This window comes from Phenylobacterium sp. (assembly GCF_004297125.1).
Lineage (GTDB): Bacteria > Pseudomonadota > Alphaproteobacteria > Caulobacterales > Caulobacteraceae > Phenylobacterium.
On sequence record NZ_SCVD01000005.1, the window covers coordinates 14,211 to 37,545 of the forward strand.

A 23,335-nucleotide genomic window follows, 5' to 3' on the forward strand; every position below is an offset into this window, starting at 1 on the left:
GCGTCGTGCGTTCCCAGCGGGCCTCGGGCCGAAATCATATGATTGCAAGATACGATAGCGTATGTTGTATATCGCGTAATCCCGCGAGCCCGGAACAGGGCCGCACAAACCGAGGGGGGATCTGATGAAGCTCCGACAGCAAGCCTATTTCTCGAGCGCGGCGGTCTGCGCCATGCTCCTCGCCAGCGTGCCCACCGGCGCGGCGGCGCAAACCTCTGGGGCGGGCGGCGAAAGCGTCGCGCTTGAGGAACTGGTCGTCACCGCGCGCAAGCGGGAGGAGACGCTGCAGGACGTCCCGGTGTCGGTTGCGGCCGTCACCGGCCAGGCCCTGCGCGACGAGAAGATCGTCAACCAGGTGGACCTGGCGATGCGGGTCCCGGCGTTCAAGCAGACCACCGCGGGCGTCAACACCTACACCTTCATCCGCGGCGTCGGTTCGGGCGGCAACCCCTCGTTCGAACAGTCCGTGGCGAGCTTCGTCGATGGCGTGTACGCGGGTCGCGGGCAACAGTCCCGGTTTCCCTATTATGACCTCGAGCGCGTGGAGGTCCTGCGCGGCCCGCAGGTCGCGCTCTATGGCAACAGCGCTATCGCCGGCGCGATCAGCGTGATCACCCGCAAGCCTGGCGACACCTTCGAGGGGGACCTGTCGGTCAGCTACGAGACCCAGCACCAGGAGACGGTCGTCCAGGGGGGCGTGACGCTGCCGGTGAGCGACCGTTTCCGTATCCGCGCCGCCGGGTACTACGCGGACCTGAACAAGGGCTGGCTGAAGACCCTTCGGCCGACGGGCGTCACGCATGACCCGCGGCGCCGCGACCGCGCCGGCCGCATCTCCGCCGAACTCGAACCGACCGAGGACCTGTCGATCGAGCTGAAGTACGACTCGTACTCTCTACTCGGCCTTGGCGGCACGAACCAGGCGACGGCCAATATCGGCAACGGCGCCGTGACGGAATTCCGTTTCGACCGCGTGCGGTCCTTCGGCAGCGGTCCGCCGCAGAACGGGAAGACCCAAGACACTGCGCGGATGAACAACCAGACCCTGCAGGCGACCGTGAACTACGACGTCGGTCTCGGGACCATCACTTCGGTCACGGCCTACACCTGGTACGGCTTCTCACAGGACACCGAGGGCGACATGAGCCCTCTGCCGATCTTCGATTACGATCACCATGAGCACTACAACCAGTTCAGCCAGGAAGTCCGGCTCACCTCCAGCGGCGATCAACGGCTGAACTACATCCTCGGCGCCTACTTCCAGAAGGACAACCTCAACCCTTCGGCGCAGAACAAGCTCAACCTGGCGGCCCAGCCTGCGCCGTTCGGATCGCCCCTCCCGCCGATCGCACGCCTCAGCTACCTGGATCAGCAGACGAAGAACTACTCGGTGTTCTTCGACACCAACTACCAGCTGACCGACAGCCTGAAGGTGAACTTCGCGGCCCGCTATATGCGCGTTGAAAAGGATGCTGAGCAGGGCTCCTATTCGGTGCGCATCAACACGACCACGCCCGATCCCTCGATCGAGCAGTCGCCCGCGCCGGGGGTGCCCTCGATCTACTCTCGGGTGTACGGCGTGCCGCACATCTTCCGGGACCTCGAGCTGTCGGAGTCCCACTTCATGCCGGAATTGGGCCTCCAGTACAAAGTCGAGAACGGCATGTTCTACGCCAAGGTGGTGCGTGGCGCGAAGGCCGGCGGGTTCGACTGGGTCTATGCCGGGGCGGACCGGAATGCGCTGAAGTTCCTCCCGGAAAAGGCGACCTCCTACGAGGCCGGCTACCGCGGCACGCTGGTGGACGGGCGGCTGTTCTTCGGCGCCACCATCTACCGGACGGACATCGAGGACCTGCAGGTCAGCGTCTTTGACGGCCGCACCAGTTATGTCGTGGGCAATGCCGCCAAGCAGCGGGCGCAAGGCGTCGAGACCGACTTCACCTGGCGTCCCACGTCGGCGCTGCGGATCAACGGGGCGCTCGCCTACAGCGACGCCTACTGGGTCAGCTATCCGAACTCCGCGTGCTACGTGGAGCAGCGTCTCGCGACGCCGGCGGGCACGGTCTGCCGCCAGGACCTCACCGGCAAGCCCGCGCCGGTCAATTCGAAGTGGTCCGCTTCGCTCGGCGTCAGCCACAAGGCCGACCTGGGGCCCTACGTTCTGACCACCCAGGCCAACTACAGCTACCGCACGAAGTCCAACCTGGGTCTGTCGAACGACCCGATGCAGATCCAGAAGGCCTTCGGCCTGCTCGACGCCCGCGTGGCGCTCGCCACCGCCGACGAGCGCTGGACCGTCGCGGTGTTCGGCAAGAACCTGACGGACGAACTCTACAGCGACTATGGCACCGACGCGCCAAGCGTCACGGGCGTTCGCTTCCGTGACACCCAGCGCACTCGCCAGGTGGGGGTCGAGCTCTCCACCCGCTTCTAGTCGCCACAGAAGCCCGCCCCGATCCTCCCCGGGGCGGCATAGGACTGGCCCCGGGCTCGCGCCCGGGGCCATTTTTCTGAGTGCGCAGGCGGAGCGGCAGTCTTGCCCCGGCCGCGCTGCGGCCGGGGATCGGCAGCGGCCGGCTATTCGGCGGCGATGCTGTAGGCGGTCGTGAGGGCCGCCAGCAGGTCGGCGCGGGCCTGCTGCGTTTCAGCCACCCTGGCGGCCTTGATATGGCCGTAGCCATAGATCTCGGCGGGGAGTTCGGCGAGCTTGACCGCGACGGCCAGGCTCTCGGGCGTCAATTGCTCGATCGCGCGTTCGATATCCGTGCGGTAGGTGCTGATCAGCTCCCGCTCCATGCGACGTTCCTCGGTCAGGCCAAAGGGATCGAACGGCGTCCCGCGCAAGCCCTTCAAGCGGGCGAGAACCTTGAAGGCGGTCATCATCCACGGGCCGAAGGCGAGCTTCCGCGGCCGGCCGCTGTCCGGATCACGGGGCGCGATCACCGGCGGCGACAAGTGGAAGGTGAGCTTCAGGTCTCCGTCGAACTGCGCCTTCAGCTTCTCGGCGAACGTGCGATCGGCGTAGAGGCGGGCGACCTCGTATTCGTCCTTGTACGCCATGAGCTTGAAGAGGTTGCGGGCGACGGCGGTGGTCAGGGCCGCTCCGCCGCTCGACACCGCCGCCTCCGCCCGCTGCACGCGGCCGACGAACGCCCGGTAGGCTTCCGCATAGGCGCGGTTCTGATAGGCGGACAGGAATTCCACGCGCCGTTCGACGAGCTCGTCCAGGGAACCGGACAGCGCGAGGGAACCCGTCGCCTGGGCGGCCGGCGCAGGCGCCGCAAGCCTCGCCAGCGCGTCGGGGTCGACCGCGGCCCAGCGGCCGAGGGAGAACGCCAACTGGGTCTGCTCGACCGAGACGCCGTTCAGCCGGATCGCTTCCTCGATCGAGGCCCGAGCGACGGGCAGGAGACCCAATTGGCAGGCCGCGCCGAGGATCATCATGTTGGTGGCGATGGAATCGCCGAGGAGGCGTTCCGCCAACGCGGTGGCCGGCAGGAATGCGCTGCGCTCGGGGTTGAGCACCTCGCGGAGCTTCCGCGCCGTCTGGGCTTCGTTGAAGTTGACGGTCCGGGTGAAGGTGAAGGCGGCAGTCGGCGTCACATCGCTGTTGACCACGCCCGCGGTCAGGCCGGGCTGCAGCATCTGGGCGGCCTCGCCGCCGCCGGCGGTGATCATGTCGCATGCCAGCAGCAGGTCCGCCGAGGCGACGTCCACGCGCGCGGCGTACACCTCGTCCACGCTGGGCGCGATCTTGAGGTGGCTCATCACCGCGCCGTTCTTCTGCGACAGCCCGGTCATGTCGACGATGGAGCAGCCCTTGCCCTCGAGGTGGGCGGCCATGCCGAGCACGGCGCCCACCGTGATCACCCCCGTGCCGCCGATGCCGGTGATCAGGATGGAGCTGGAGCCCTCAACCTGTGAGGGCTCCGGGAGGTCCGGGATGTTCACCCCGCCCGAAACGGGCGTGCGTGCGCGGGGCTTGCCGCCCTCCACGGTGACGAAGGACGGGCAGAACCCCTGGATGCAGCTGAAGTCCTTGTTGCAGGACGACTGATCGATCTTCCGCTTGCGACCGAACTCGGTCTCCAGCGGCTGGACGCTGACGCAGTTCGATTTCACGCCGCAGTCGCCGCATCCCTCGCAGACCAGATCGTTGACGAACACCCGGCGCGGCGGATCGGGAAACTCGCCGCGCTTGCGCCGGCGCCGCTTCTCGGCGGCGCAGACTTGGTCGTAGATGATGACGGTGACGCCGGGCACCTCACGCAACTCCTTCTGGATCGCGTCGAGGCGCTCACGGCCATAGAGGGGGATCTCGCCGAGCTGAGCCTTGAGCGTGTCGTACCGGCTCGGGTCGTCGGCGATGATCAGGACGCGCGCCGCGCCCTCCGCCTGCAGCTCGGCGGCGATCTGCAGCGGCGTGAGCGTGCCCTCCACGGGCTGGCCGCCGGTCATCGCCACGGCGTCGTTGTAGAGCAGCTTGTATGTGATGTTCACGCCGGCGGCGATCGCGGCGCGCACCGCCAGGACGCCGGAGTGGAAGTAGGTCCCGTCGCCCAGGTTCTGGAAGACGTGCTGCGTCCGCGTGAACGGGGCGGCCCCGATCCAGTTCGCGCCTTCACCCCCCATCTGCACCGGCCAGGCGTGCTTGCGGTGCGGCATCAGGGCGGCCATCACGTGGCAGCCGATGCCGGACAGGCCGACGCTGCCCTCCGGCACGACCGTCGAGGTGTTGTGCGGACAGCCGGAACAGAAGAACGGCGCCCGCGCGTGCTCGGTCATCGGGGCGGTGATCACCTGCGCCCGGCGGGCCCGGACCGCCGTGATACGGGCGCGGAGCTCGTCGTCCACGAGGTCGTGCGCATCGAGGCGGTCGGCCATGGCGTTGAGCACAGAACCGGCGGAAAGCTCGCCGAAGCCGGGCAGGAGCGGGGCGCCCTCGGGCGTCGCCTTGCCCGAAACACGCGGCCGGCGGTCCGCCGAGAGGTGGTAGAGCGCCTCCTTCACCTGCGGCTCGATGAAGGCGCGCTTTTCCTCGATCACGAGGATCTCGCGGCGGCCCTCGGCAAAGCGGCGGATCGTCTCGCCGTCCGCCGGCCATGTGAGGCCGAGCTTCAGCACAGCCACGCCCAGCTTGCGCGCGCGCCGCTCGTCGACGCCCAGGGCCGCCAGCGCCTCGCGGACATCGAGATAGGCCTTGCCGGCCGTCACGATGCCGATACCGCCCGCAGGCGCCTCGAAGATCACCCTGTCGAAGTTGTTCGCGCGCGCGAACGCCTGGGCCGCAGGCAGCCGGAACTGGACCGTGCGGCGCTCCATGCTGAGCTGGGATTCCCCAACCAGGATGTTGAGGCCCTCCGGCGGCAGGGCGACGTCGTTGGGCCTGTGGAAGCCGCGCGGCACGGTGTCCAGGCGCGCGCTCATTGTCGCGTCCGCCGTGTCGTTCACGCACTTGAAGCCCGCCCAGAGGCCGGTGAAGCGCGAGAGCGCATAGCCAAATGCGCCGAACGCCAGGAACTCCTCGACGTTGGCGGGATAGAGCACGGGGATCAGCGCTGCCGCCAGCGCTTGCTCCGACTGATGGGCGGTTGTCGAGGACTTGGCGGCGTGGTCGTCGCCGGCGAACACCAGCACGCCGCCGTTGCGGTGAGCGCCGGCCAGGTTGCCATGCTTCAGGGCGTCTCCCGCCCGGTCCACGCCCGGACCCTTGCCATACCAGGCCGCGAAGACGCCGTCGTGCTTGGCCCCCTCGAAGATGTCGAGCTGCTGGGACCCGTAGACCGCGGTGGCGGCGAGTTCCTCGTTGACGCCGGGCTGGAACACCACGCCGTGGGCCGCGAGCTGCCTGCGGGCGCGCCAAAGGGCCATGTCGAGGCCCCCGAGCGGCGAGCCGCGATAGCCGGAGATGAAGCCCGCCGTGTTCAGGCCCGCTGCGGCGTCAGCCCGCTGCTGAGCCAGCAGCACGCGCGTGAGCGCCTGGGTGCCGGAGACGAAAACGCGACCCTCTTGGAGTTCGTACTTGTCTTCGAGGGTGAGGTTCTGCAGCATCGACAAGCCCTTGCACTAGCTCTGGCGCAACCATTCGGGACCGTATGTTCTTCGCCGGGCAAACGGCCGTCGGTCTGGGAAGGGCTGGCTCCAGGTCCTGGGAGAGAGATTTCTTGAGAGTTTCGGTTTCGGCGGAGGGGGCGACCAGCGCCTCTCAGCCTGCTCGTCAGCCTAGGTCGCGCTCGGCGGCCGGTCAATACGGTGGCGTATGAACGTTGGCCTCGAACCGCGCCGCCGGTTGGATCGTGACGACTGGGTGAAGGCGGCGCTGGAGGTCCTGGTGGACCAGAGCGTCGAATCCGTCGGGGTGGAGCCGCTCGCCCGCTCGCTGAGCGTCAGCAAGGGAAGCTTCTACTGGCACTTCAAGGACCGCGAGGATCTCCTGGCGGCCGTCATCGAATATTGGCGCGACAACTCCACCCGCAACGTCATCCGCTACGTCGAGGCGAAGGGCCAGGACCCGCTGCACAAGCTGCGCCTGCTCTCCAAGATCGCCATCGACATGTCCCCAGCAAACGCCCTTGCCCGCATGGAGGTGGCGATGCGCGCCTGGGCCCGCCGCGACGCGCGGGTGCGGGCCGTCCTCACGGAGTGCGATCGCGAACGCATGGACTATCTCGCCCAGCTCTTCCGCGACTGCGGCTTGTCGGAGCGGGAGGCGGCCGCGCGCGGCGCCCTGTTGTTCGGCTTCGCCGTGGGCGAGCGCAACATCTTCCGCGATGAGCCGAAGCGGGCGCAGCACAGTCGCCTGGAGAGCCTCCTGCAGTTCCTGATCGACGAGCCGGTCCAGGCGATATCCGCAACGCCAGCGCCGCCGTCCGATCCGACGGACCAGGCGCCGGCCGCGGCCAAGCGCAGCGCGCCGGCCAAGGCGGCCTCCCGGCCAGCGCGCCGCGAGAGCTAGTCCGCCCTCTTCAGGGATGCAGCGCCGGGCGTTAGGCCCAGTCCTGCTCCCCATCAATACGCGTGCGTATTGTCATGCCAGTGGGGCTCAGCTAGCGTCGTCAGCCGGCTCCAGTTCCGCCGGGACCCACGGCCGGGCGGTCGTAGGCGCCCCCGGACGGCCGGCGGAGGAACAGGCGCATGTCCCAGGACACCCGATCGAAGGCTCCGTCCACCCCCGAGGAGGCTGTCGCGCAGTACGCTGCCGCACCCTGGCGGGCGCACTACGGCGACGCGGCGCAGCGTGCGGACCGCCTTCGGCCCTTTCCGCTGTTCGAGATGCTGGCGTGGGCTGAGCGGCACTTCCCGGACCGGCCCTATGTGACGTTTCGCGGCCATACGGTCACCTATGCGGAAGCCCTCGAACTGGTGGAGCGGCTGGCCGCCGGCCTGACCTCCCTCGGCGTGGGCAAGGGGGACAGGGTGGGCTACTGCATGGCCAACCATTCCGCCTTCGCCCTGCTGCACTACGCGCTGTGGAGGATCGGCGCGGTGGCGGTGAGCATGAACCCCCTCTATCCGGCGGACCGGCTTGCGGCCCAGGCCGCGGACGCCGGCGTGACGGCGATCCTGGTCACGGACCAGCCCGACGAAGCGGATCGGTTCCTTCCCCTCGCCGAGGTGGAGCCGCAACGGCCGCGGCTTATCCTGGCGCGGCACGACTCAGGAGACATCCGGGAGCCGGCGCGCCTCCCGGAGGCGGCGCGCGCGGTGGGGGCGGTGCGGCTGTCCGACCTCCTGGCGGAGGCCGACGCGCCCCCGGCGCACGTGGATCCGGAAGACGTCGCGGCCCTCGCCTATACCGGTGGGACCACGGGCGCACCCAAGGGCGTCGTACTCACCCACGCCAATCTGTCGATGAACTGCCAGCAGATGAAGAGCTGGTATCCGCAGCTCACCGCAGGGATGGAGGCGACCTGCGTGGGGGCCCCGATGACCCACATCGCGGGCGTGAGCCCGATCCTCAACTTCATGACCCTGATCGGGGGCGAGATCATCATCCAGCCGCGGTTCGATCCCGATGGCCTGTTGCGGGATATCGACGAGGGTCGCGCCACCGTGCTGCTGTTGACCCCGACCATGCTCGTGGGCCTGCGCGACCTGATGGAGCGGCGCCCCACGGACTGGTCCCGGGTCAAGCTGATCCAGTGCGGGGCTGCCCCGCTCACGCCAGAACTGATGCGCGCCTTCCAGGCGGTCACCGGCCAGCCCATCGTCAATCTCTTCGGGATGACGGAGACCTCGCCGGCGGTCGTCTACGGTATGCCCGAGGTTCCCGGCGGCGAACTGGCGACCGGTTGCCCGCTGCCGCTGACGCGGGTGCAGGTCCGCGCCAAGGATGATCCGGGCCGCTGCATCCCGCTTGGCGAGGCGGGGGAGCTGTGCTTCGCCGGCCCGCAGGTCACGCGCGGCTACTGGCGGCGAGAGGAGGAGAACGCAACGTTCTTCGTCGACGGCTTCTTCCGGACCGGCGACGTCGGCTTCGTCACCGAGCAGGGCTTCGTCCACGTCATCGATCGGCTGAAGGACGTGATCATCGCCGGCGGCAACAACATCTATCCCGCCCAGGTGGAGAACGTGCTGGCGGAGCACGAGGCGATCGCCGAAGCCGCCGTCATTGGTTCGCCGCATCCCTACCGCGGGGAGACCGTGAAGGCGGTGGTGCGGCTGCGCCCGGGCGCCGAGCTCACCCTGGCGCAGCTGCAGAACGACCTGGCCGGCAAGCTGTCGCCGGTGGAGATGCCGAAACTCCTGGAAATTCGCGAGGAGCTCCCGCGCACCCCGAGCATGAAGGTCTCGCGCCAGGCGCTGCGCGAACGCGAGCGCGAGCTGATGGGGGTCTCGGGGCCCGGCGCCGCCGGCTAGGCCGGCGGCGGGCGCTGCGCGCGACTCCGGCTTGACAAGGCCGACCCGCAGCGACATTCAATCCATACGGTAGCGAATGTTTTTGGGTCGAAGTGGGGACGGGCGATGAGAAGCCGGCAGGGGTCGTTCATTACGGTCGGCAATGTGCGCACGCACTTCCACGAGGCCGGCTCCGGGCCGCCCGTGATCCTGCTCCACGGCTCGGGTCCCGGCGTCAGCGCCTGGGAGAACTGGAGCGGCGTGTTCGAGCGGCTCGCCGACAGCTACCGGGTGATCGCTCCCGACATGGCGGGCTTCGGACTGACGGAGATCCTGGACGGCCAGCCTCTCGACATGAAGCTGTGGTTCGCGCAGCTCACGGGCCTACTCGACGCCCTGGACACGGGTCCGGCGGTGCTGGTCGGCAACTCCTTCGGCGGCGGCTTGTCGTTGGCCACCACCTTCCGCGATCCTGCGCGGGTGCGTGGGCTTGTCCTTATGGGCACCCCGTTCGGCCGGTTCGAGCAGACCGCGGCCCTACACCAGGGAACGGAGTACACGCCGTCCCTGGAGAACATGCGCGGGGTGCTCGCCAAGTTCCCCCACGACCCCTCGATCATAACCGCCGACATGGTGCAGGCCCGCTACGAGATGAGCCTGCGCCATCCCGACAACGCCGCGTTGCGCGCGCTCATGCCCGAGAGACCGACCGACGGGCAGCCGGTCATCGTACGCGGCGCGCCCCTCGAGCGGCTTGCCGAAATCCGGCAGCCCACCCTGATCCTCCACGGGCGGGAAGACATCGTCATTCCCATGGAGGTGGCGGTGAACGCCGCCCGCCATATGCCCGACAGTGAGCTGCACCTGTTCGGCCGGTGCGGCCACTGGGTGCAGCTCGAGCGGCCCGACGCCTTCGTCTTGCTGACCCGCGACTTCCTGGCCCGCCGGATGCCCGAGGCGGCGGTCGCTTGAGCCCCCAGCCTTCAGATCGGAAGGCGGCGACATATCCCGGCGACGGCGGCGAGGTCGAGCGAGGCGCGGGCCCTCTCCGGGCTCCGCTTCGCATGAGCCCGCCGCGGTCTCGACACACCCTCTACCTGCACGGACATTCCCATGGCTGACATCCTGCAAGCGAAACCGGCGCCGCCGGCGGCGACCCTCGACTACCACCGCCTGGTCGATGTGGAGAACGGCTGGATCGATCGCCGGATCTTCTGGGACGAAGGCATCTACCAGCTCGAGCTCGAGCGGATCTTCGCCCGCTGCTGGGTGTTCGTGGGCCACGAGTCGCAGTTCGCCGCGCCGGGCGATTTCGTGACCACCTACATCGGACAGGACGCGGTGATCGCTGCGAAGGACCGTCAGGGCGCGATCAACGTCTTCCTGAATTCCTGCTCGCACCGGGGCAACCGTGTGTGCTTCGCGGAGGCCGGCAACACCCGGCGGTTCACCTGCAACTTCCACGGCTGGGCCTTCGGCCTCGACGGCGGCCTGCTGGGCGTCCACGAGGAGGAGCAATATTCGGCCTGCGCGACATTCGACAAATCGAAGCTCGGCCTGCACCGGGCCCGCGTCGGAATCTACAAGGGCCTGGTGTTCGCCACGTTCGACGCCGAGGCGCCGTCCCTCGACGAGTACCTGGGCGACTATCGCTACTACCTGGACGTCCTGCTCGACAACGACGCGTCGGGGACGGAGTTCATCGAAGGCAACGTCAAGTCGCGGCTCGGCTGCAACTGGAAATTCGCAGCGGAGAATTTCGTCGGCGACGCCTATCACGCCGGCTGGACCCATGCGTCCGCGGCCGCGGCGATCTTCAAAAAGGACGTGAAGGTCAATATCGAGCGGTCGTACCAGGCCAACGTCAACGGCCATGGGACCGAGTTCGGCCTCGACCTGATCGGCAACGCCATGGGCCTCGCCGAGCCTGAGGTCGTCGAGTACCTGAAGGAGAACGAAGCGCGGTTCGCCGAGCGCCTGGGCAAGTTGCGCTCGCGCATGGTCGGCGCGATGAGCTCGTCGAACGTGTTCCCGAACCTGGCCTATCTCACCGGGTTCAACACCTGGCGGACCTGGACCCCGAAGGGCCCGCACGAGATCGAACTGCACACCTGGGTGCTGGTGAACAAGGACATGCCGGAGCGGTTGAAGGAAGCGTACCGGCGGGGGGTCTCGCGCACGTTCTCGCCGACGGGGATGTTCGAGTCCGACGATGGCGAGAACTGGGAGCATTGCACGCGCTCGAACGCCGGCGTCGTCACCCGCCGCCAGAAGCTGCACTACGGCCTGGGGATGGACTCGCGGATGGAGCACGAGGAGTTCCCGGGCGCCGTCCACAGAGTGCAACTGAACGACGCCAACCAACGCGCCTTCTATCGACGCTGGGCCGACCTGATGTCGGCGGCGAGTTGGGCCGACGTCTCCGATCGGTCGGGAGCCACGCGATGAGCGTCAACGCTGTTGAACAGGCGGTCGCCGCCCCGCGCCGTGCGTCCCTGCAACTCGTCCATGACGTCCAGCAACTCCTCTACCGGGAAGCGCGGCTGCTGGACGAGCAGCGCTACGACGACTGGTTTGAGTTGATGGAAGACGACTTCCGTCTCTGGATCCCTGTTCCACAGTCCCGCTATCGGCGCGACGGGCAGGGGATCTACGAACCCCGACGGATGGCGCACTTCGACGACAGCCTGTCCGAGTTGAAGTTGCGGGCCTCCCGATGGAAGGAAACCACGGCCTGGAGCGAGGATCCGCCGACCCGGCACGTGCACTATGTGACCAACATCGAGGTCGAGCCCGCCGAGGCCGCCGCGGAATGGCTCGTCCACTCAGTGGTCATCAGCCTGCGCAACCGCAACGAGGACGAGGAGAACTGGCTCGGCGGCCGCCGTGAGGACGTGATCCGGGAGACCGCAGCCGGCCTCAAGCTGGCGGGGCGCAAGGTGTTCGTCACCCAGTCCGTGCTGATGGCGAAAAACTTCAATACATTCCTCTGATGGCTTTGCCACAGGAGATGCGGGCCTGGGTCCTTTCCGGCTTCGGTGACCGCAGCAACCTGAACTATTCGGCGTGGCCCGTGCCGGCGATCCGCCCGGGCGAAGTCCTCGTCGAGGTTCGCGCCGCGGCAATGAACTTCGCCGACGGCCTGATGATCGCCGGCCGCTATCAGCTGCGGCCCGCTCCGCCCTTCGTCCTGGGGGCGGAGCTCGCGGGCGTCGTGGTCGCCACCACGCCGGGGTCCGCCTTCCGGGAGGACGACCGCGTCGCAGCCCAGGTCTTGACCGGCGCCTACGGCCAGTACTGCGCCGTGGAGGAGGGGCGCCTGATCCGGCTGCCGGAGGGCCTCAGCTTCACGCAAGGCGCCGCCCTGCCGGTCTCCTACACCACCGCCCACGTCGCCCTCTTCCACGATGGCGGCCTGACCCCCGGGCAGACGGTCCTGGTCCATGCTGGCGCCGGCGGCGTCGGCGTGGCGGCCATCCAGCTCGCCAGGGCCGGCGGCGCGCGGGTGATCGCGACGGCGAGCTCCGACGAGAAGCTTGCGATCGCCGAGGCCAATGGCGCCGAGGTGCTCGTCAACTATCGCCACCCGGGCTGGATGGATGAGGTGCGGCGCGCGTGTCCGGAAGGGGTCAACCTGATCATCGACCCGGTCGGCGGCCAGACCACGCTGGACAGCCTTCGCCTGCTGGCCTGGCGCGGGCGGATCCTGCTGATCGGCTTTGCGTCGGGGGCGCCGGCGCAGCTTCCCGCAAACCGCCTGCTGGTCAACGCCGCCGCCGCCATGGGGGTCTACTGGAACTACGAGAAGGACCGGTCCCTGGTGACCGCCATCCAGGCGGAACTCGCCCAGCGGGCCGCCGCCGGAGAGCTCCGCCCGCGCATCGGCGCCTGCCACCCCTTGAGCGACCTGCTTGCGGCGCTCGACGCCCTGGAGAGCGGCCGCACCACCGGCAAGGTGGTCCTCGAGGTCTAGTCCGACGCGCCGGCTCAAAGCGGGGCGCGGCGCGACGGCGGGCAACTCTCCTCATGAGACAAAATCGGCGTTGTGAACCTATAAAATGTCTCATAAAGTTAGGTGATGGCGTGCAGCACAGATCCTGACGGCGGGGACGAGGCGGGGGCGGGAGACGAAGCGCTCGGGGAGCTTCGCTTCGCGGTGCTGGCGGCGACCCAATCGGGCAACGCCCTGCTGGTCGCCGACATGGTGGCGGAGCGGCTGATCCGGCGAGGCGCCAAGGCGGCCTACGTCCTGGACGAAGGGCGATATCCGGGCGGCGACCTGGCGGACTGCGACGTGCTGGTGGCCTGCGTGGCGAGCCACGGGGAGGGCGACGTCCCGGACGGATTCCGCGAGGTCTATCAGGCCCTGATCGCGGGGCGGCCGGACCTGTCGCACCTGCGCTACGGCCTCGTCGGTCTGGGGGACCGGACCTACGCGACGTTCTGCGGCGGCGCATGGAAGGTCGACGCGCTGCTCCAGATGCTCGGGGCCCGTCGCATCGGCGAGCCCTGCACGATCGACGCGTCCCTCCAGCCCTTCCCCGACGAGGAGGCGCTCGCCTGGCTGGAGGCGTGGCTGCCGGAACTCTGGCGCGCGCCACCTCAGGAAATGCGCGCGAGCGCCGGACTAACGGGCAGGAGATGAGGGTGGACACGAGCACGACGGCCGTCGCCGCGGACGGCGACGCGGGGTCGGCCGCCAACGTGGCGCAGGTGTTCCAGGCCCTGGCGCTGGCGGGCGGCGACGGCCTGGTGTTCCGGCGCCGGCGCGCCGGCGGCTGGCAGGACCTGAGCTGGTCGGCGTTCGCCGCCGAGGTTGGCGAGATCGGCGCGGCGAACCTCGCCTTCGGCCTCGGCGCGGGCGATGTCGTCTGCGTCCTGGCCCGCACCCGCCCTGAATGGCTCGCGGCGGATCTGGGGGCGGTCACCTGCGGCATGGTCTGCGCGGGGATCTACCCCACCGAGCCCGCAGACAAGGTGGCGTACGTGCTCAACGACTGCGGCGCGCGGGTGGTGTTCGTCGATGACGCGGAGCAGGTGGAGAAGCTCAAGGCCGCCCGCGGCAAGTGCCCGAAGGTCGAGGCGGTGGTGGTCATCGAGTCCACGGCCATGCCGCCGGGCGATCCTTGGTTCATCAGCCTTGCGGAATGGCGGCGCGCCGGACGCGAACTGATCAAGACCCGCCCCGCCGTGCTCGCGACGGCCGCGGCGTCCGCCGGGCCGACCACGCCGGCCATACTAATCTACACCTCAGGCACGACCGGCCCGCCCAAGGGCGCAATCATCACCCACGGAAACATCGCCTATCAGCTGGCGCATGCGCCGGCCGTGATCGGGCTGCAGGCCGGTTGGCGGCGGCCCTCCTTCCTTCCGCTGTGCCACGTCGCGGAGCGGCTGTTCACCTACATGGCGATGGCGGGCGGGATGATCTCGTGCTTCGTCGACGGACCGACCGAGCTCCTCGCCGCCATGCCGGAGTTGCGCCCCCACTTCATGCTGGCGGTACCCCGGGTCTACGAGAAGCTCCATGCCCAGGCGACGGCCTGGCTGGCCGCCCAGCCGGAGGACGTGCAAGCCGAGATCCGCCAAGCGGAACGGCGAGCCCTCGAGGCTGTGCAACTGGACGCGGCCGGCCAGTTGTCAGAGGCGGCCGCGGCGGCATGGCGGCAGGACCAGGATGGGCCGCTCAGAACACTCCGTGCGGCGATCGGGCTCGATCGCGTGGCCATGCTGATGTCGGGCGGGGCGCGCTTTCCGGTGGCGCTGGGGCAGTGGCTGCACGCGATCGGGGCCCGCGTCGACGACATCTACGGCATGACCGAGTGCGGTACGATTGCGTTGAACCAGGACCACCGGACGACGCCGGGGCTGGTCGGCCGGCCGTTCTCGCACGGTGAGGTCACCCTGGGGGCCGAGGGCGAAATCCTCGTCCGGGGACCGCACGTGTTCGCGGGCTATCTCAACCTGCCGGACAAGACCGCTGACGCGTTCCAGGGCGACTGGTTCCGCACCGGTGACGTCGGCCGGTTCGACGAGGCCGGGCGGCTGGTGCTGCTGGACCGCATCAAGGACATCATCATCTCGTCGAGCGGCAAGAACATCACGCCGTCGGAGGTCGAGGGGGCCTTGAAGGCCGCCTCGCCCCTCATCGCCGATGCTGTCGCGGTCGGCGACGGCCGCAACTACGTCACCGCCCTGATCATGATCGATGCGGCGCTCGCACAGCAGACCCTGGCTGCGCGCGGGGAGCAGTACGAGAGCTTCGCGCAGCTGGCCGCGGCGGAGAGCACCCGGACCCTCGTCGCCGAGGCCGTCGAGGAGGCGAACCGCCACCTTTCTCGCGCCGAGGGCGTGAAGGCTTTCCGGATCATCCCTCGGCAGCTCAGTCCCACCGACGAGGCGATGACTCCGACACTGAAGCTCAAGCGGCGCGTGCTGATCGACACCTACTCGGATCTGGTGGAGGACATGTACCCCGCCTTTCGAAAGGCGTAGGCGCCATGGCGCTCAACCTTGAGCGGCTGACGCCGTTCGAAATCCATGCCCCGGAGGCGGCTCTCGTCGATCTGCGCGCGCGGCTTGCGAGTTATCGGCCGCCTCGGGAGCCCGCGGACGCAGGATGGCGCTTCGGGGTCGACGGCAGCTATCTGGAGGCGCTGATCGCCTATTGGCGGGACGGCTTCGACTGGCGGGCCGCCGAGCGTCGGCTGAACGCCCTGCCGCACTACTGGGCGACGCTGGACGGGGGGGATGGCCCGCTCAAGGCGCACCTGATCGTGCAGCCGGCCGCGCGCCGGGACGCGCCGGTGGTGTTGCTCACGCCGGGGTGGCCCTCAAGCCTCCTCGAATTCCACGAGGTGATCCAACGATTGACAGCGCCGGAGCGCTACGGCGGCGACCCGGCCCAGGCCGTGACCGTCGTAGGCGCCGAGCTGCCGGGGTTCGGGCTGTCCCAATCGCCGTCGCGGCCGATGTCGCCGCGCGCGGCCGCCGGCCTTTGGCGCCAGCTCATGGTCGAGGTGCTGGCGGCGCCGAGGTTTATCGCCCATGGCGGCGACTGGGGCGCAGTGGTCAGCTCCTGGCTGGCGCTGGACCACCCGGACCTGCTCTCCGGGCTGCACCTCAGCATGCTGGGGCTGCGGCCTGGTCTCACACGCGGCGATCCGCTCAGCGAGGCGGAAACAGCCTGGCTGGGCGAAACCAAGCGCCGCCTGGAGCTGGACGGCGGCTATCGCGAGCAGCAGGCGACGCGGCCTACAACCCTCGCCGTCGGGCTTTCGGACTCGCCGGCGGCGCTTTGCGCCTGGCTGGTGGACAAATACCGCAGCTGGTCCGGCGCGGGCCCCGACGACCCCCCGCCCTTCGACCGCGACGCGATCCTCACCTCGGCTACGCTCTACTGGGCGCTCGGCGACCTGCCAGCGGCCAACTGGATCTACTGGGCCGACCGGCATGAGGGTGGCATCGGCCTGGCTCCGGGCGAGCGCATTGCCACGCCCACCGGCTTCGCACTGTTCGACCGGGGCTTCTTTCCCGTTCCGCCTCGGGCCTGGGCCGAGCGGGCCTATGCCGTGCGCGGTTGGGATGTGCACCCCTATGGCGGGCACTTTCCGGCGTGGCTCACACCTGAGCCCCTGTCGGACAGCCTGCTCCGGTTCGTGAACGACGTGGCGTGAACCGGCTCACCGCGGCGATCGTCGGCGCCGGACCCGCCGGGCTCTTCACCCTCGACGCGCTGCTGCGACAGGCGCCGGGCGTCCGGGTCGATCTCTACGAACGGCTGCCCACGCCCTTCGGCCTCATCCGCAGCGGCGTGGCGCCCGACCACCAGGGCGTCAAGGCGGTGGTGCGCCAGTTCGACCGCGCCTTCGCCCGCGAAGAGGTGAGGCTCATCGCGGATTGCGAGGTCGGCGCAGCGCTGCCGCTCGAGCTTCTGTGCGAGGCCTACGACCTCGTCTTTATGGCCACCGGCGCTCCGCTCAGCCGCAGACTGGGCGTCCCCGGGGAAGACCTCGACGGTGTCTATCCGGCCGCCGCATTCATGGCCTGGCTCAACGGCCACCCCGACCACGTCGATCTCAACCCGCAGGTGGGAGAACAGGTTGTCATCGTCGGCGGCGGAAACGTCGCCCTCGATGTGGCGCGCGTGCTGGCCAAGACCGAGGCGGAGATGGCGAACTCCGATCTTTGCGCCCATGCGCGAAGGATCACGGGAGCGGCCCGCGTCATCACGCTGGCGGTGCGCGCGATGCCCGACCAGGCGCGGTTCATCCCTGCGGAAATCGCCGCCCTGTGTCGCCTCGAGGCGGCGCAGGTTGGGTTCGAGCTGCCGGCGGGCGCCGATCGGTCCGCGCCGGTCGCCGCCGCGCTCTCCGCGGCGCCACAGCGGCCATCCCCCGCCCGGGTAAGGATAGATTTCCGCTTCGGCCTGGAAGCCATCGAGGTCGAGGGCCGGGACCGCATCGAGAGGGTCCGGTTCCGCGGATCGGATGGCCTCCACGACTGCGTGCCCGCCGACACCCTGATCGTTGCGGTCGGACAGGAGGCCGGCGCGCCTGCCGTGAAGGCGCGGACCTATCCGGTAGGCTGGGCCGCGGGCGGTCGGGGCGACATCCCCGCCGCCCGGGCGGAAGCGGCCGCCGCCGTGCGCAGGGCCTTGGCCGAGACCGCGCCGCAGCCCCGAGAGGCGGCGTACGCACAGCTTGAGGGACGGCTGGAGGAGACGGGCCGCGGATTTTTGGACTGGGCCGCGTGGCGTCGAATCGACGCCGCGGAAAGGGCCGCCGCGCTGGGGTCGCGGCCGCGCGAGAAGCTCGTGTCCCGGGGCGCGCTCCGCGAGGCGGCCAGATTGTATGAAACAGAATGACATGATATCATCCGAATATTGTAGTACGTGATTGACGCCGGAGCGCCGCGATGAAGACCTATGAAAAGGGTGACGAGCTGCCCGCCGACTACCGCAAGGCGCTCCTGCACCTGCTCACGTTCCAGGCGGACTCGGAGTACGCCGGCGCCCAGCGGGTCGGCGAAAACCTGCAGTTCGCGCCCCGCCCGGAAGAGGCGTACCGGCTCGCAAAGAAGACGATGGAGGAGTACGGCCACGCCTTCTATCTGTGGACCCTGGTCGAGGACCTCGGCGTCGACGTGAAGTCGCGGATGGAGGAACTGCGGGACAATCCGGAGAACCCCGATCCCGCCAAGGTGAACATCATCAACGGCTTCCGCCGCTCGTACTGGCAGGACCAGTTCCAATGCTGGGAGGACGTGGCGATGATGTCGTGCGTGGCCACGCCGGCCGCGGTGATCTTCCTCGGCCAGTACACGAAATGCTCCTATCTGCCGTGGGCCCGGGTCTCGGAGAGGATCGCCCGCGAAGAGGTCGGCCACATGGGCTTTGGCGTCTGGGCGGTGAAGCGGATCATCGAGTTCGGCGGCGAGGAGGCGCGTGCGCGGCTCCAGCGCCGGGTGCCGAAGTTCATCGCCATGGGCATGGGGATGTACGGTCGCCCCTCCGAACCCGGCACGGTGCAGTCGAAGTACTTCGACAAATACTATGACATGGGCCTGAAGATCATGAGGCCCGAGGACTGCCAGGCGCAGTACCTGGAGCTCGTCCAGCAGCGGCTGCAGGACGTGGGGCTGGAGTACGTGGCGGCCGTGACGCCCGACTACGACCAGCGCATCGGCTACGCCATGGACGATGCGGAACTTGAGCTGCGGGTGGCCGGCGCGGCCTAGGGCGAGGGCGGCGGGCTCAAGCGGCCTGCCACACCCGCGGCGTGAGGCCCCCGAACCGCTCGTACAGATCCGGCGAGGGCCGGCGCAGCGGCCCATCCGCCGTGCGCACGACACTGGCGAGGTAGGCCTCCGACGGCTCCAGGACCGCTTCGTAGATGTTCCGGCAAAGCCCGAAGGCCATCTCGCCTGCCCAGACCGCCGGCAGGTGGTCGCGCGGCAGGCGCGGGTCCCGCAGCGCGATCCGGCGATATTCCATCATCAGCAGGGCGCGTGTCGTGTAGGCCGCTTCCGGAGGGAGAGATCCGCTTCCCTCGATATGCGACCAGACTGGCCGGAACCTGGCGAGGAACTCCTGGTAGCTTTTCTCCAGCGCCTGCACGTTCCAGGCGTCCGCAACGATCGAGCGCATCAGCGCGGGTCCGTCCGGCGAGGTCGCCGTCGCGTCCAGGATCTGGATCCGGTCCAAAAACCCCGCCGTCTTCAGCAGCGCCTGGAGCGGCGCCAGGTCTTCCGCGGCGCTGATGAACACGTGCGGAGCCACTTGGCCGACGCCGCTCCAGAGCAGGTTCCGCCGCAGCGTGGCGTATTCCTTCGCGTCCAGCCCGGCGGCGCCGGTCAGCAGAAGTCGCCAGACCGCCGAATGATTTCCCGACGGCGGCGCATAGACGCGGGGATAGTAGGCGATCACGCTGCGCACATGCTCTTCGGTCATCGAATAGAAGCTGAGCTTGCCGACCCGGGTGGGGTGCAGCCAGCCGTCCTTCACGAGGCGCAGCGCCGTGGTGCGGGACAGATACTCGGCGATCCCGAATGGCTCGGCCATCTTCACGAGGCTGCCGAGCCATACCGTGCCGCCATGCGGGACCAGCATGTCGCCATAGATGGTGGCGATCAGGTTCTTGGGATTGATCCGAAGCGTTGCGAGCAACTGCTCGATGGGCTTCCTGCTGGCGCCGCGGGCCATCGGAACTCCGTACAAAGTCAAGAAGACGCGCGCGGCGGTCCCGTCGCGTGGTCAGGGTAACGATAAGCGGGAAACCTAGCCGAACCGCAAGATATCCAGGGCGGCCTGCACACGCACGCGCAAAGCGCCGAAATCTTCCACAGCGTCCTCGTAGGCGTCCCTGTCGGAAGCGTAGGCCTCCACGAGGGCCGGCTGCGGGCCTTCCTCCAGGATGCGCAGATGGGCTGCGTCGCAGGCGTCCATGAGGCGGTCGAGACGGGCGCGCTGTTCGATATAGGCGAGCGCAGACTCGCGCACGTCGGGGTGAAGCTGATCCAGCGGGAGCGGCCCTTCCTCGCGGCTTGCGAAATCGGCGCGGAGCAGGTCCCAGGCCGCTTGCGGGTCCGCAATGGGAGCGGGCTTGTCGCTGGCCTGGTAGCCGAATCTCCGCAGGACCCCGCGGCGTCCCTCCTCGTTGGCGACGGGTCCGGGTCTCATGCGTTGTTCTCCACTCTCATCGATTGCGGAACACCGGCGCGCGACGCTCGGCAAACGCGGTCATCGCCTCGGTCTGGTCTTCCAGCGCGAACGTGGCGTGCAACATGCGCCGCTCGAAGCGCAGCCCTTCGGCCAGCGGCGTCTCGAAGGCGCGGTTCACGCTTTCCTTGATCATCATGACCACCGGCCGGGAGTAGCCGGCGATATCCTCCGCCAACTGGACGGCGGCGGTGATCGCTTGGCCCGTGGGTACGAGCCGCGCAACGATGCCGATGCGCTCGGCCTCATGGGCGTCGATCAGCCGCCCGCTGAGGCAAAGCTCCATCGCCTTGCTCTTCCCCACCAGGCGGGCGAGGCGCTGGGTGCCGCCCCCGCCTGGGATCGTACCCACCCTAACCTCCGGCTGGCCGAATTTCGCCGTCTCGTCGGCCACCACCAGGTCGCACATCAGCGCCACCTCGCAGCCGCCGCCGACCGCGTGGCCGGCGACCGCCGCCAAGATCGGTTTGCGGCACTTGGGGATCACCTCCCAGTCGCGGGTCACGAAGTCCTCAAGATAGGCCTCCGCGAAGGTCTTCGAGGTCATCTCCTTGATGTCCGCGCCCGCGGAGAACACGCGCTCGCCGCCGGTCAGGACCACCGCGCCGATCGCCTGATCGTCCTCCAGCGCGAGCAGCGCATCGCCCAGCGCCTTCATCAGGGCGCTGCTCAGGGCGTTGCGGGCCTCTGGACGGTTCAGGGTGATGATGGCGACGCCGCCGCGCCGCTCGACCAGGATGGGTTCGGAACTCATGCGATCCCTCGAAACTGCGGCGCGCGCCGGGCCTGAAACGCGGCGACGCCCTCCGCATAGTCCGGGGTGCCGGCGAGCTCGCCCTGGATCCGCGCTTCTTCGGCGAGCACGCCCGCAAGGCCGAGCGTCTCGCTGGCGCGGATCAGGGCCTTCTGCGCCCGGAACGCGGTCTGCGGTCCGTCGGCGATCCGGTGAGCCAGGCTCTCCGCCGCGGCGAGGAGCAGGCGGTCGGGCGCGAGCCGGTCCACGAGCCCGAGCCGCAGCGCCTCGGTGCCCTCGATGACGTCGCCGGTGTAGATCATCTCGAACGCCCGGCCCGGTGTCAGGCGGCGAGGCAGGAAGTAATGCCCGCCGCTGTCGAGCGCCGCGCCGAGACGGGCGAAGGGCGACGCGAACCGGGCGCTCTCGGCGGCATGGACCATGTCGCAGGCCAGGGCGATCCCGAGGCCGATACCCATCGCTGCGCCGTTGACCGCCGCGAGAGTGGGCTGGGGCAGCTCGTGGAGTTTCCGGAGCATCGGATTGACCACGTCCGCGAGGATTGCGGCGGCGTCCTCGCCCGGGACGGCCGCGGAGATGTCCCGGCCGGCGCAGAAGGCGCGACCCGAGCCGGTGATCAGGACGCAGCGGACCGCGTCGTCCTGCGCAACCTCCTCGAACAGCCTCCCAAGGGCGCGGCAGTCGTCGTCGGCCAGGGCGTTCATCTTGTCGGGGCGGTTCAACCGCACCCGCAGCACGCCACGGTCCAGCGCCCGCTCGTAGGCCGGCTGCGCGACGTCAGGCTGAGGCATGGGAGGGCCGGCTGAACATTGCGCGGATCGCGTGGCGCGAGAGTTTCGCGTTCTCGGTCTTGGGAAGGACATCGAGGATCTCGAGCCGCTTGGGCATCTCGATCGGCGACAGCTTTCCGCGCAGGAAATCCTGGAGTTCCGGGAGCGAGAGGGTCGCGCCAGCCCGGAGCGTCACCACCGCCAGCACGGTCTCGCCGCGATAGTCGTCTGGAACGCCGAGCGCTACGGTCTCGGCCACGGCGGAGTGCTCCAGCACCGCTTCCTCGATGTTGCGCGGGTACACATTGTAACCGCTGCAGATGATCAGGTCCTTCAGACGGTCGACCACGTAGAGCACGCCGTCCTCGCTAAGATACCCCACGTCTCCGCTTCGGAAGAGGCCGTCCGGCGTCAGCTCCTGATCCGTCAACGGGCGGTTCCAATAGCTGGCGATGACGTTCGGGCCGCCGAAACAGACTTCACCGGCCTCGCCGCGGGGCAGGCTGCGGCCAGGGTCCTCGGGGGAGCGGATCTCGATCGTCATGTCCGGCATCGGCACGCCGGTGGCGTTCTCGTGGCCGGCCAAGGCGATGTTGGGCATGGCCACGCCGCTGCCCGAGGTTTCGGTCATGGCGTAGCCCTGCTGGGGCCACAGGCCGGTCAGGCCATGGAAGCGCCGCGCGAGCTCGGCCGGCACCGGGGCCCCGCCGACCAGCACATGGATGACCCCGCTCCAGTCCAGCTCGCCCGCATCAGGCTCGGCCACGATGGCGCTCAGCATGGTCGGGATCGCCGTCAGGATCGTCATGCGGTCGCGTCGGACCAGATCGAGCAGTTCGCGCGGCGAGAACCGCTCGGTGAGGATCGCTTCGCCGCCGACGATGGCGGGCTCGACGACGTAGTTGATAAGGCCGGTGATGTGAGAGAACGGAGCGGCCGCGTACCAGGCTTCGCGCCCTTCGCGGATCTTGTGCAGCCAGTTGCGGATCTGATGGGCCGCGTACCAGATGTTCCGGTGGTCCAGCATGGCGCCCTTGGGCGCGCCCGTGGTGCCTCCGGTATACTGGATCATCGCAAGGCTCGCGGGATCGATCTCGAGTCGGTCCCCGCCCGGAGAGGTCGCGAGGAGTTCGCTGAGCGCCACTTCGCCGGGCTCCGTCGCCGCGGCCGCGCCGCCGGCCAGGTCGGAGCCGTCGGCGCGGGTGACGATCAGCCGAAAGTTCAGCTCCGCGGCAAGCTCGCGCAGCTTTCCGATGACGGCGGGATGGTCCGAAACGATCACCCACTTCGCGCCCGAGTCGCTCGCGATGCTGCCGAGCTGGCGCGGAGAGTAGAGGGGGTTCATGCCGACGCCGGCGGCGCCTATTCCCCAGAGCGCGAAACAGGCGAGGGGATACTGTGGCAGGTTGGCCATGCAAATGCCGACCCGGTCGCCGGCGATCACCTCAAGGGCCTGCAGGCCAGCGCCGAGCCGGACTGCCAGGTTCTGGGTTTCGCAGAACGTCCAGGTCCGATCCTGGAAGGTGAGGTGGGGCCGCTCGGGGAAACGGTCCGCGGCGCGCGCCAGCAATCGCGCCAGGGGCTCCGGCGCGGGCGTACGCCGCGTGAACTCGACGAGTTGGGGAGGCTGGGCCAGCTTGGTCGGTGCGTGCTGCATGATGTGCGCGTGTGCCTTAGTCTTGGGTTCAGTATGCGTCAAATTTTAACGTCGCGACAGAAAAAATGTAGTTCATAGATACGGTGCTGTATGGATCG

18 protein-coding genes are annotated in these 23,335 nt (G+C 68.8%); 12 read left to right on the top strand and 6 right to left on the bottom strand.

Translation table 11 applies throughout. The annotated features are described in order from the left end of the window. The first annotated feature begins 124 nt into the window (after window positions 1-124). Complete coding sequence (locus EPO51_RS02885; RefSeq protein ID WP_293345796.1) at window positions 125-2,434, top strand: TonB-dependent receptor; 2,310 nt, start codon at window positions 125-127, stop codon at window positions 2,432-2,434. Between the two features lie 143 nt (window positions 2,435-2,577). On the opposite strand, the gene EPO51_RS02890 is transcribed toward EPO51_RS02885, so the two are convergent. Further along, window positions 2,578-6,051 carry an indolepyruvate ferredoxin oxidoreductase family protein gene (locus tag EPO51_RS02890; RefSeq protein ID WP_293345798.1) on the bottom strand — a complete coding sequence of 1,158 codons (3,474 nt, stop codon included), beginning with the start codon at window positions 6,049-6,051 and terminating at the stop codon, window positions 2,578-2,580. Between the two features lie 208 nt (window positions 6,052-6,259). Here EPO51_RS02890 and EPO51_RS02895 point away from each other — a divergent pair, with 208 nt between their 5' ends. The 11 genes from EPO51_RS02895 to EPO51_RS02945 all read left to right on the top strand — a co-directional run bounded on the left by EPO51_RS02895 (window position 6,260) and on the right by EPO51_RS02945 (window position 18,576). Continuing rightward, window positions 6,260-6,955 carry a TetR/AcrR family transcriptional regulator gene (locus EPO51_RS02895; protein WP_293345800.1) on the top strand — a complete coding sequence of 232 codons (696 nt, stop codon included), beginning with the start codon at window positions 6,260-6,262 and terminating at the stop codon, window positions 6,953-6,955. A gap of 179 nt (window positions 6,956-7,134) precedes the next feature. Then, the gene (locus tag EPO51_RS02900; RefSeq protein WP_293345802.1) at window positions 7,135-8,859 is read left to right on the top strand and encodes a class I adenylate-forming enzyme family protein; all 1,725 of its coding nucleotides are present in this window, start codon (window positions 7,135-7,137) and stop codon (window positions 8,857-8,859) included. Between the two features lie 105 nt (window positions 8,860-8,964). After that, on the top strand, window positions 8,965-9,810 hold the full coding sequence (locus EPO51_RS02905; RefSeq protein ID WP_293345804.1) for an alpha/beta fold hydrolase: 846 nt from the start codon (window positions 8,965-8,967) through the stop codon (window positions 9,808-9,810). Window positions 9,811-9,951: 141 nt separating this feature from the next. Further along, window positions 9,952-11,286 (top strand): aromatic ring-hydroxylating dioxygenase subunit alpha, encoded by a 1,335-nt coding sequence (locus EPO51_RS02910; RefSeq protein ID WP_293345806.1) that lies wholly within the window; start codon window positions 9,952-9,954, stop codon window positions 11,284-11,286. Beyond that, window positions 11,283-11,831 carry a 3-phenylpropionate/cinnamic acid dioxygenase subunit beta gene (locus tag EPO51_RS02915; protein ID WP_293345808.1) on the top strand — a complete coding sequence of 183 codons (549 nt, stop codon included), beginning with the start codon at window positions 11,283-11,285 and terminating at the stop codon, window positions 11,829-11,831. The genes EPO51_RS02910 and EPO51_RS02915 overlap by 4 nt, the downstream gene beginning before the upstream one ends. Next, complete coding sequence (locus EPO51_RS02920) at window positions 11,831-12,811, top strand: NADPH:quinone oxidoreductase family protein (RefSeq protein ID WP_293345810.1); 981 nt, start codon at window positions 11,831-11,833, stop codon at window positions 12,809-12,811. Before EPO51_RS02915 ends, EPO51_RS02920 begins: the two co-directional genes overlap by 1 nt. A 105-nt stretch (window positions 12,812-12,916) precedes the next feature. Further along, window positions 12,917-13,483, top strand: coding sequence for a flavodoxin domain-containing protein (locus EPO51_RS02925; protein ID WP_293345813.1), 567 nt, complete (start codon window positions 12,917-12,919; stop codon window positions 13,481-13,483). Between the two features lie 2 nt (window positions 13,484-13,485). After that, window positions 13,486-15,333 carry an AMP-dependent synthetase/ligase gene (locus EPO51_RS02930; protein WP_293345815.1) on the top strand — a complete coding sequence of 616 codons (1,848 nt, stop codon included), beginning with the start codon at window positions 13,486-13,488 and terminating at the stop codon, window positions 15,331-15,333. Window positions 15,334-15,338: 5 nt separating this feature from the next. Then, entirely contained in the window at window positions 15,339-16,514 is a 1,176-nt protein-coding gene (locus tag EPO51_RS02935) for an epoxide hydrolase family protein (protein ID WP_293345817.1), read from the top strand. Further along, the gene (locus EPO51_RS02940; RefSeq protein WP_293345819.1) at window positions 16,511-17,704 is read left to right on the top strand and encodes an FAD-dependent oxidoreductase; all 1,194 of its coding nucleotides are present in this window, start codon (window positions 16,511-16,513) and stop codon (window positions 17,702-17,704) included. Before EPO51_RS02935 ends, EPO51_RS02940 begins: the two co-directional genes overlap by 4 nt. 50 nt (window positions 17,705-17,754) lie before the next feature. Then, the gene (locus EPO51_RS02945; RefSeq protein ID WP_293345821.1) at window positions 17,755-18,576 is read left to right on the top strand and encodes a Phenylacetic acid catabolic protein; all 822 of its coding nucleotides are present in this window, start codon (window positions 17,755-17,757) and stop codon (window positions 18,574-18,576) included. Between the two features lie 16 nt (window positions 18,577-18,592). On the opposite strand, the gene EPO51_RS02950 is transcribed toward EPO51_RS02945, so the two are convergent. The 5 genes from EPO51_RS02950 to EPO51_RS02970 all read right to left on the bottom strand — a co-directional run bounded on the left by EPO51_RS02950 (window position 18,593) and on the right by EPO51_RS02970 (window position 23,237). Then, window positions 18,593-19,540, bottom strand: a complete 948-nt coding sequence (locus EPO51_RS02950) for a PaaX family transcriptional regulator (protein WP_293345823.1) — start codon at window positions 19,538-19,540, stop codon at window positions 18,593-18,595. Between the two features lie 75 nt (window positions 19,541-19,615). Continuing rightward, window positions 19,616-20,017 carry a hypothetical protein gene (locus EPO51_RS02955; protein WP_293345825.1) on the bottom strand — a complete coding sequence of 134 codons (402 nt, stop codon included), beginning with the start codon at window positions 20,015-20,017 and terminating at the stop codon, window positions 19,616-19,618. Window positions 20,018-20,033: 16 nt separating this feature from the next. Next, on the bottom strand, window positions 20,034-20,810 hold the full coding sequence (locus tag EPO51_RS02960) for an enoyl-CoA hydratase-related protein (protein ID WP_293345827.1): 777 nt from the start codon (window positions 20,808-20,810) through the stop codon (window positions 20,034-20,036). Next, window positions 20,807-21,601 (bottom strand): enoyl-CoA hydratase/isomerase family protein, encoded by a 795-nt coding sequence (locus tag EPO51_RS02965; protein ID WP_293345829.1) that lies wholly within the window; start codon window positions 21,599-21,601, stop codon window positions 20,807-20,809. The genes EPO51_RS02960 and EPO51_RS02965 overlap by 4 nt, the downstream gene beginning before the upstream one ends. After that, window positions 21,588-23,237: an AMP-binding protein gene (locus EPO51_RS02970; protein ID WP_293345831.1), complete on the bottom strand. Its 1,650-nt coding sequence runs from the start codon at window positions 23,235-23,237 to the stop codon at window positions 21,588-21,590. Before EPO51_RS02970 ends, EPO51_RS02965 begins: the two co-directional genes overlap by 14 nt. Window positions 23,238-23,335: the final 98 nt, after the last annotated feature.